General features: G+C 71.5%; 8 protein-coding genes and 1 pseudogene. 3 read left to right on the plus strand and 6 right to left on the minus strand.

Annotation, left to right across the window (positions count from 1 at the left end; translation table 11 throughout):
- Window positions 1-309: DUF3151 family protein (locus tag VLF38_RS02030; RefSeq protein ID WP_325269623.1), on the minus strand; the 309-nt coding region annotated here is incomplete at its 3' end.
- Between the two features lie 70 nt (window positions 310-379).
- Here VLF38_RS02030 and VLF38_RS02035 point away from each other — a divergent pair.
- On the plus strand, window positions 380-1,846 hold the full coding sequence (locus tag VLF38_RS02035) for a DHA2 family efflux MFS transporter permease subunit (RefSeq protein ID WP_325269624.1): 1,467 nt from the start codon (window positions 380-382) through the stop codon (window positions 1,844-1,846).
- Window positions 1,847-1,877: 31 nt separating this feature from the next.
- Here VLF38_RS02035 and VLF38_RS02040 read toward each other — a convergent pair whose 3' ends face one another.
- The 4 genes from VLF38_RS02040 to VLF38_RS02055 form a co-directional block, all read right to left on the minus strand.
- Entirely contained in the window at window positions 1,878-2,462 is a 585-nt protein-coding gene (locus VLF38_RS02040) for a hypothetical protein (RefSeq protein WP_325269625.1), read from the minus strand.
- A 3-nt stretch (window positions 2,463-2,465) separates the two neighbouring features.
- Entirely contained in the window at window positions 2,466-3,488 is a 1,023-nt protein-coding gene (gene fbaA, locus VLF38_RS02045) for a class II fructose-bisphosphate aldolase (protein ID WP_325269626.1), read from the minus strand.
- A gap of 73 nt (window positions 3,489-3,561) precedes the next feature.
- On the minus strand, window positions 3,562-3,900 hold the full coding sequence (locus tag VLF38_RS02050; RefSeq protein ID WP_325269627.1) for a hypothetical protein: 339 nt from the start codon (window positions 3,898-3,900) through the stop codon (window positions 3,562-3,564).
- Between the two features lie 12 nt (window positions 3,901-3,912).
- Entirely contained in the window at window positions 3,913-4,557 is a 645-nt protein-coding gene (locus tag VLF38_RS02055; RefSeq protein ID WP_325269630.1) for a TrmH family RNA methyltransferase, read from the minus strand.
- A 72-nt stretch (window positions 4,558-4,629) separates the two neighbouring features.
- Between VLF38_RS02055 and VLF38_RS02060 the strand changes: the two genes are divergently transcribed.
- Both VLF38_RS02060 and VLF38_RS02065 read left to right on the plus strand, forming a co-directional pair.
- Window positions 4,630-5,361, plus strand: coding sequence for a DedA family protein (locus VLF38_RS02060; protein ID WP_325269628.1), 732 nt, complete (start codon window positions 4,630-4,632; stop codon window positions 5,359-5,361).
- Between the two features lie 81 nt (window positions 5,362-5,442).
- Window positions 5,443-6,651: a pyridoxal phosphate-dependent aminotransferase gene (locus VLF38_RS02065; protein ID WP_325269629.1), complete on the plus strand. Its 1,209-nt coding sequence runs from the start codon at window positions 5,443-5,445 to the stop codon at window positions 6,649-6,651.
- A gap of 153 nt (window positions 6,652-6,804) precedes the next feature.
- Here the strand turns inward: VLF38_RS02065 and VLF38_RS02070 are convergent.
- A pseudogene (locus VLF38_RS02070) lies at window positions 6,805-7,438 on the minus strand (hypothetical protein); the annotation flags it as partial.

The raw sequence follows: 7,438 nt of genomic DNA on the forward strand, positions 1-7,438 counted from the left end.
GGCGAGGAGGGCGAGCGAGCGCAGGAAGCCGCGGTTGGGCTCGTGCTCCCACGGCACCGGCCCGTGGCCCTTCCAGCCGCTGCGGCGGAGCAGGTCGAGCGCCCGGTGGTAGCCGACCCGGGAGTAGGCGTAGACCGTCACGGTGTCCTCACCGGCGTCACGGGCGGCCGTGGCGAGCGCGGCCCAAGCGGCGGGCGACGCCGGGTGGCGGCGTACGACGTCAGTGGGCGCAGCGCCGTCGGCGAGCTCGACCTCGGCGGCGTCCTCGGGCAGGTGGACCGGGTCGGGCCCGGCGAGCAGGTCAGTCATGCGGCCAGCCTGCCAGAGGGCGCACAGCGATCCGGGAACAGCCGTCGGTGGCAGGTGGTTGACTCGCTTCGTGACCACCCAGACGAGCGCCACCCCGACCACGCGTGATCCCTGGCCGGCACTCGGCGCCCTGGTGATCGGCTTCTTCATGATCATGGTCGACTCGACCATCGTCACCGTGGCGACCCCGGCGCTGATCGAGGACCTCGGCGCCGACGTCAACGCCGTGGTGTGGGTGACCTCGGCGTACCTTCTGGCCTACGCAGTGCCGGTGCTGATCACCGGGCGCCTCGGCGACCGCTACGGCTCCAAGCGGCTGTACCTGCTCGGGCTCGTCGTCTTCACCGTGGCCAGCCTCTGGTGCGGCCTGACCGACAGCGTCGGCATGCTGATCGCCGCGCGCGTGCTGCAGGGCCTGGGCGCCTCGATGATCACGCCGCAGACGATGGCGATCATCACCCGGATCTTCCCGGCGGAGCGGCGCGGCCAGGCGATGTCCCTGTGGGGCGCCACCGCCGGCGTGGCCCTGCTGGTCGGTCCGCTGCTCGGTGGCGGTCTCGTCGACACGCTCGGCTGGGAGTGGATCTTCTTCGTCAACATCCCCGTGGGTGCGATCGCGATCGTCATGGCGATCCGGCTGGTGCCGTCACTCGACACCCATCCCCACCGCTTCGACTGGCTCGGCGTCGCGCTCAGCGGCGCGGGCATGTTCCTGCTGGTCTTCGGCATCCAGGAGGGCCACCAGTACGACTGGGGCCAAGTCGTCGGTGCCGTGACCGTGCCGCGGATGATCGTCGGCGGCCTGGTCGTGCTCACCCTCTTCGTGCTCTGGCAGTGGCGGACCAACGGCGAGCCGCTGGTGCCCCTGCGCCTCTTCGCGGAGCGCAACTTCACCCTCGCCAACCTGGCGATCATGACGATCAGCTTCACGTTCACCGCGATCGGCTTCCCGCTGATGCTCTGGGCCCAGCTGGTCCGGGGGCTCTCCCCCACGCAGGCGGCCCTGCTGCTGATCCCGATGGCGCTGATGTCGATCGTCCTGGCGCCGTTCGTCGGCAGGCTGACCGACCGGCTGCACCCACGCTCCATCACGGCGGTCGGCTTCACGGTGGTGGCCGGCGGCATGACCTGGCTCGCCCTCGGCCTCTCCCCCGACGTCCCGTACTGGCACCTCCTCGTCCCGATGGCACTCCTCGGCTCCGGCAGCGCGTGCATCTGGGCCCCGCTCTCGGCGACGGCGACCCGCAACCTGCCCCAGCACCTCGCCGGCGCGGGAGCCGGCGTCTACAACGCCACGCGACAGATCGGAGCGGTCCTCGGCTCGGCCGCGATCGCCGTGCTCATGGAGTCGCGGCTCTCCGCCAACGGGCTCGCCTTCGAGCCCGGCGAGGCGTCGACGGCCGGCGCGCTGCCGCCCGCGGCGTACGACCCGTTCAGCACCGCGATGGGCCAGTCGCTCCTGATCACCCCGGCCGTCCTCCTGATCGGCATCGCCGCGGTCCTCTTCTTCACCCGGCCGGTGCACGCCCAGCGCTGACGCCGGCCGCGGTGGAGTCCCACGCGGCAGCTCAGTGTCCCCCGACGGGCTTGATGCAGCCGCCCTCGGAGTACTGACCGTGGGGTTCGACGCGCACGCCGTCCGGACCGACGGTGCCCTCGAGACAGGCGATCCGACCGACGATGTCCGGTGAGGGGATGGAGGTCCGGGCGATGAAGGTCACGGCCTCACCCGACGCAGTCACGATCAATGCCTCGCCGTCCGGGTCGAGAGCCTCCTCGACCGCCCGGCGTACGGCCGGCGCCGACGTCTCCGGCAGGTCACGGAGCGCCCGGCGCGCCCGCTCGGCGGCGGCGGTCGCGTTGACGAGATCGTCACCGCAGAGGTCCAGACGGCGCTGGAAGGCGTGGTTGGCGGCGTAGTGGGGCGGCATGTCGCCCGGCAGGTCACCGACGTATCCACTCGGCCCGTACGACGGCACACCGACCTGCTGGTCCGGCCCCGCGCAGCGGGCGGCCGACGCGGAGGGGGCGGCAGGAGCAGCTGCGTCCTCGCCGGGTGACGCATCGGTTGCATCGGGGCTGCCGCACGCGGTGACCGACCACGACAGAAGGGCGGCCAGCAGCACCGCCACTGACCGCCCCGTCGTGCGCACGGGTCAGCCGATGGTGGTGCCGGCCGAGCGGAGGTTCTCGCAGGCGGTGACGACGCGGGCGGCCATGCCGGCCTCGGCGACCTTGCCCCAGGCACGCGGGTCGTAGGCCTTCTTGTTGCCGACCTCGCCGTCGACCTTGAGGACGCCGTCGTAGTTCTTCAGCATGAAGTCCGCCGCGGGGCGGGTGAAGGCGTACTGGGTGTCGGTGTCGACGTTCATCTTGATGACGCCGTAGTCGACCGCCTCGGCGATCTCGGACGGGAGCGAGCCGGAGCCTCCGTGGAAGACGAAGTCGAAGGCGCGGTCCTTGCCGGTGAGCTCCTTGACGGCCTGCTGGGCCTCGAGGAGGACGGCGGGGCGGAGCTTCACGTTGCCGGGCTTGTAGACGCCGTGGACGTTGCCGAAGGTGAGCGCGGTCAGGTAGCGGCCCTTCTCGCCCGAGCCGAGCGCCTTGATGGTGGCGATCGCGTCCTCGGTCGAGGTGTAGAGCTTCTCGTTGATCTCGTTCTCGACGCCGTCCTCCTCGCCACCGACGACGCCGACCTCGATCTCGAGGACCACGTTGGCGGCCTCGCAGAGCGCGAGGAGCTCCTCGGCGATGACGAGGTTCTCGTCGAGCGGCACGGCCGAGCCGTCCCACATGTGCGACTGGAAGTAGGGCAGACCTCCCTGCTTCACGCGCTCGGTCGAGGCGGCGAGCAGCGGACGGACGAAGCCGTCGAGCTTCTCCTTGGGGCAGTGGTCGGTGTGCAGCGCGATGTTGACGGGGTAGTTCTTCGCGACCTCGGCGGCGTACGCGGCAAAGGCGAGCGAGCCCGCGACCATGTCCTTGACCGTCGGGCCCGAGAGGTACTCCGCGCCACCGGTCGAGACCTGGATGATGCCGTCCGAGCCCGCCTCGGCGAAGCCCTGCAGAGCCGCGTTGAGGGTCTGCGAGGACGAGACGTTGATCGCCGGGTACGCGAAGGAGCCGGCCTTGGCGGCGTCCAGCATCGCGGCGTACTTCTCAGGGGTGGCGATGGGCATCGGGTTGCTCCTTGTTTCCTCGGATGTACGTCGGGGGCCGCCGCAGGACAGGCGACACTCTAATCAGGCAGGGTCAGCGGCAGTCGACCGCGAGCACCGGGCGGATGCCGACGCCATCGACGTCGATCGTGCGCACCGGAGCGAGGAAGGTGGCGTTGGTCGTGCGGTCGGTCAGGCAGGACGGCCAGCCGCTCTCGTGGAACGTGCGCTCTTCGTCGAACCAGGCGACGGACTCCTCGATGCTGTAGGTCCAGCCGTCCGTCGTGAACGAGGCCTTCTTCTCCTCGACGGAGATGGTCGCCGGCGCGGTGTGCCAGCGCGGCTGGGCCTTGCCGGCCCCCACGCTGAAGCCGAAGAGGCCTCCGGCGACGAGCAGGAAGACGACGAAGGCGGCGAGCAACGGCTTGGGCATGGCAGCATGCTCTCAGCCGCGCCAGACGCCGCCGTCAGCGGCGTCGAGGTCGGCGTGGGTCCGGATCCAGGAGTGCATCGCGATCGCCGCGGCTGCGGAGGCGTTGATCGACCGCGTCGAGCCGAACTGCGCGATCGAGAAGGTGCCGTCGCAGGCCTCGCGGGCGCCCTCCGAGAGCCCCGGCCCCTCCTGGCCGAAGAGGAAGCAGACGCTCCGCGGCAGCTCCATCGTCTCCAGGTGCTCGGAGCCGGGCAGGTTGTCGATGCCGAGCAGGGCGACGCCCCGGTCGTGCAGGTAGGCCGCCAGGTCGACGGCGGTCTCGTGGTGGCGGACGTGCTGGTAGCGGTCGGTCACCATCGCGCCACGACGGTTCCACCGCTTGCGGCCGACGATGTGCACCTCGGCGGCGAGGAAGGCGTTGGCCGAGCGCACGATCGTGCCGATGTTGAAGTCGTGCTGCCAGTTCTCGATCGCGACGTGGAAGCCGTGGCGACGGGTGTCGAGGTCGGCCCGGATCGCCTCGAGGCTCCAGTAGCGGTAGCGGTCGACGACGTTGCGCCGGTCGCCGTCCCGCAGCAGCTCCGGGTCGTACTCCGCACCGGAGGGCCACTCCCCCTCCCAGGGACCGACGCCGACCTCCTCCGGTCCGTGCGGCATCGGGTCGTACGGCGCGCGGCGGGGCTCGTCGTACGGCGCACGCGATTCGGACATGCCGACTAGTCTGCCAACGTGATCGACGCCCTGACGCCGCTGCTGCTCGGTATGGACTGGATGGAGCCGCACTGGTGGCTGGAGAACTTCGGCACGGCGATGATCTGGGTCAGCCTCGCCGTCCTGGTCGTCGAGTGCGGGCTCTTCTTCCCGTTCCTGCCCGGTGACACGCTGCTCTTCGCGGTCGGCCTCTTCCTCTACAACGGCACCCGGGTCGACAAGAACGGCAACCTCACCGGCATCGACTTCATCCCGGGCCCCTCGGCCGTGGACCTGGTCGTGGTGATGGCGCTCTTCGTCGTCGCCGCCCTGGTCGGCAACGTCATCGGCTACGAGATCGGCCGCGCGGCGGGCACACCGCTCTACGAGCGCGAGGGCCGGATCCTCAAGAAGAAGTACTTCGACCAGACCACGGCGTTCTTCGACAAGCACGGCAACAAGGCGCTGGTGATCGGCCGCTTCGTCCCCTTCGTGCGCACCTACGTCACGGTCGTCGCGGGGGTCACCAAGATGGACCGGCGCCGCTTCCTGACCTGGAGCTTCGTCGGCGCAGTGGGCTGGGTCGTCTCGATCACCCTCCTCGGCTACTTCCTCGGTGCCGCGTTCCCCACGCTGGGCGAGAGCCTCGACAAGGCGATCATCCTGATCCTGGCCTTCTCGGCGCTGCCGGTCGCCTACGAGTGGTGGAAGCACCGCCGCCAGGCCCGCGCCGTGGCCGCCGAGATCGTCGACTCGTTCGACGACGACTGACCAGGACTGACGGGAACGAGGCCCGGCGGGCGCCGCCGCGTAGCAGGCACAGGGTTGCCAGCCACGCCCTAGGCTCGGGGCATGGCACTGCGCCGTCTCTCCGCGTTCCGTCCCCAGCCCCGCCGGGTGACCACCTCGGCCCGCGTTCGCGCGATCCCGCCCACCGTCTTCACCCGGATGTCCGCGCTCGCCGCGAGCACCGGCGCGGTCAACCTCGGGCAGGGCTTCCCCGACACCGATGGCCCGTCGACGGTCGTGGACGAGGCAGTCCGCGCCCTGCGGAACGGCCACAACCAGTACGCCCCCGGTCCGGGCACGGCGGACCTGCGCCGCGCGATCGCCGCCCACCAGTGGGCGCACTACGGCATCACCCTCGATCCCGACACCGAGGTCGTGGTGACCACGGGGGCCACCGAGGCGATCGCGGCCGCCCTCCTCGGGCTGGTCGACCCGGGCGACGAGGTGATCGCGCTCGAGCCCTTCTACGACTCGTACGCCGCCATGACGGCGTTCGCGGGAGGCGTCCTGAAGGGCGTGACCCTCCAGGCACCCGACTTCCGCCTCGACCCGGCTGCCCTCGAGGCAGCGGTCACGAAGCGGACGAAGGTGTTGCTCGTCAACACGCCGCACAACCCCACGGGCACCGTCCTGGGCCGCGAGGAGCTCGAGGCGATCGCCCGCATCGCGGTCGCGCACGACCTCGTCGTGGTCACCGACGAGGTCTACGAGCACCTCGCCTACAGCGGCCACGAGCACGTGCCCCTCGCAACCCTGCCAGGCATGGCGGAGCGCACGATCACCCTGTCGAGCGTGGGCAAGTCGTTCAGCCTCACCGGCTGGAAGGTCGGGTGGGCGACCGGCGCGGCCGAGCTCGTCAACGCCGTCCTCGGCGCAAAGCAGTGGCTGAGCTTCACGTCGGGCGCTCCCCTCCAGCCCGCGGTCGCGTGGGCACTCGAGCACGAGCGCGCCTGGCCGGCGTCCCTCGCCGGTGAGCTCGAAGCACGGCGCGACCTGCTCTGTGACGGCCTCGACGCCCTGGGGCTGCCGACCCGCCGACCCGAGGGGACCTACTTCGCGGTCAGCGACATCAGCGGCCTGGGCTGGGACGACGGGCTCTCGTTCTGCCTCGCCCTGCCGGAGCGGGCCGGCGTCGTCGCGATCCCGCTGCAGGGGTTCTACGCCGAGGGCTCCCGCGAGGGGCAGCAGCTCGTGCGGTGGGCCTTCTGCAAGCAGCCGGCCGTGCTCGAGGAGGCCCTGCGCCGGCTCGGCGCGGTCGACCTCAGGCCCTGATCCGTCGGTCGGCGCCGTCCCGAGCGGCTCCAGACGGGTGCGGCGGCAAGGCGGAGCGCCGAAGGCGGGCCGGAGGCCCGTCAAGGTGTGACAACGCCGCCGGCGCGGCCGGATGGAGTCGCGCAGCAGGCGAACGATCGGCGGATCAGGGCCTCAGCGCCGGTTGACCCAGTGCCCGACCTCCGGGCGCAGCAGCAGGTAGGCGGAGACCATGCCCGCGACGGCGGTGACCACGGGGATGAACGCCGCCGCCATCACGAACGAGAGCAGCCCGCTCACGATCGCCGAGGTGATCAGCAGCGGGCGGGCCCACGCGACCCGCAGCATCACGAGGAGCGCGAGCGACGCGGCGGCCAGCGCCCACCCCACGAAGAGGACCGCCATCACGACGAAGACCTGGCGCACCTCGGCCACCGAGAGGCCCAGCTCCTCGAGGCGCGGCTGCTGGTCGATCACGTCGCGGACCGCCGACGCGTCGGCAAGGACGACCACCATCGAGATGCCGAAGACGACGATCACGGCCGCCGACGCCAGCCAGGTGATCACCGCGGCCGCGACGAGCGCGGGCGGACGTGCCGTGGCCACGGCGTACGGCGCGGGCGGGCGCGGCGCGCCGAATCCGGCGTACGGCGGGGGCGTGGGCGAGGTGACGCCGGTCGGGGTCGGCGGCAGGTGCGGCGCCGAGACGCGGTGCGCAGCGTCGGGTGGGCCCACCGGCGGCCCCATGGCCGGGCGCGACTGCGTCGACGCCAGCAGCGGGGGCTTGCGGACCGGCCGGCCGGCGAAC

This window comes from Nocardioides sp., assembly GCF_035481145.1.
Lineage (GTDB): Bacteria > Actinomycetota > Actinomycetes > Propionibacteriales > Nocardioidaceae > Nocardioides.

Coding starts and splice junctions, on each gene's coding strand:
- fbaA (WP_325269626.1), bottom strand. CDS start 3,488: ATGCCCATCGCCACCCCTGAGAAGTACGCCGCGATGCTGGACGCCGCC.
- VLF38_RS02050 (WP_325269627.1), bottom strand. CDS start 3,900: ATGCCCAAGCCGTTGCTCGCCGCCTTCGTCGTCTTCCTGCTCGTCGCC.
- VLF38_RS02055 (WP_325269630.1), bottom strand. CDS start 4,557: ATGCCGCACGGACCGGAGGAGGTCGGCGTCGGTCCCTGGGAGGGGGAG.
- VLF38_RS02065 (WP_325269629.1), top strand. CDS start 5,443: ATGGCACTGCGCCGTCTCTCCGCGTTCCGTCCCCAGCCCCGCCGGGTG.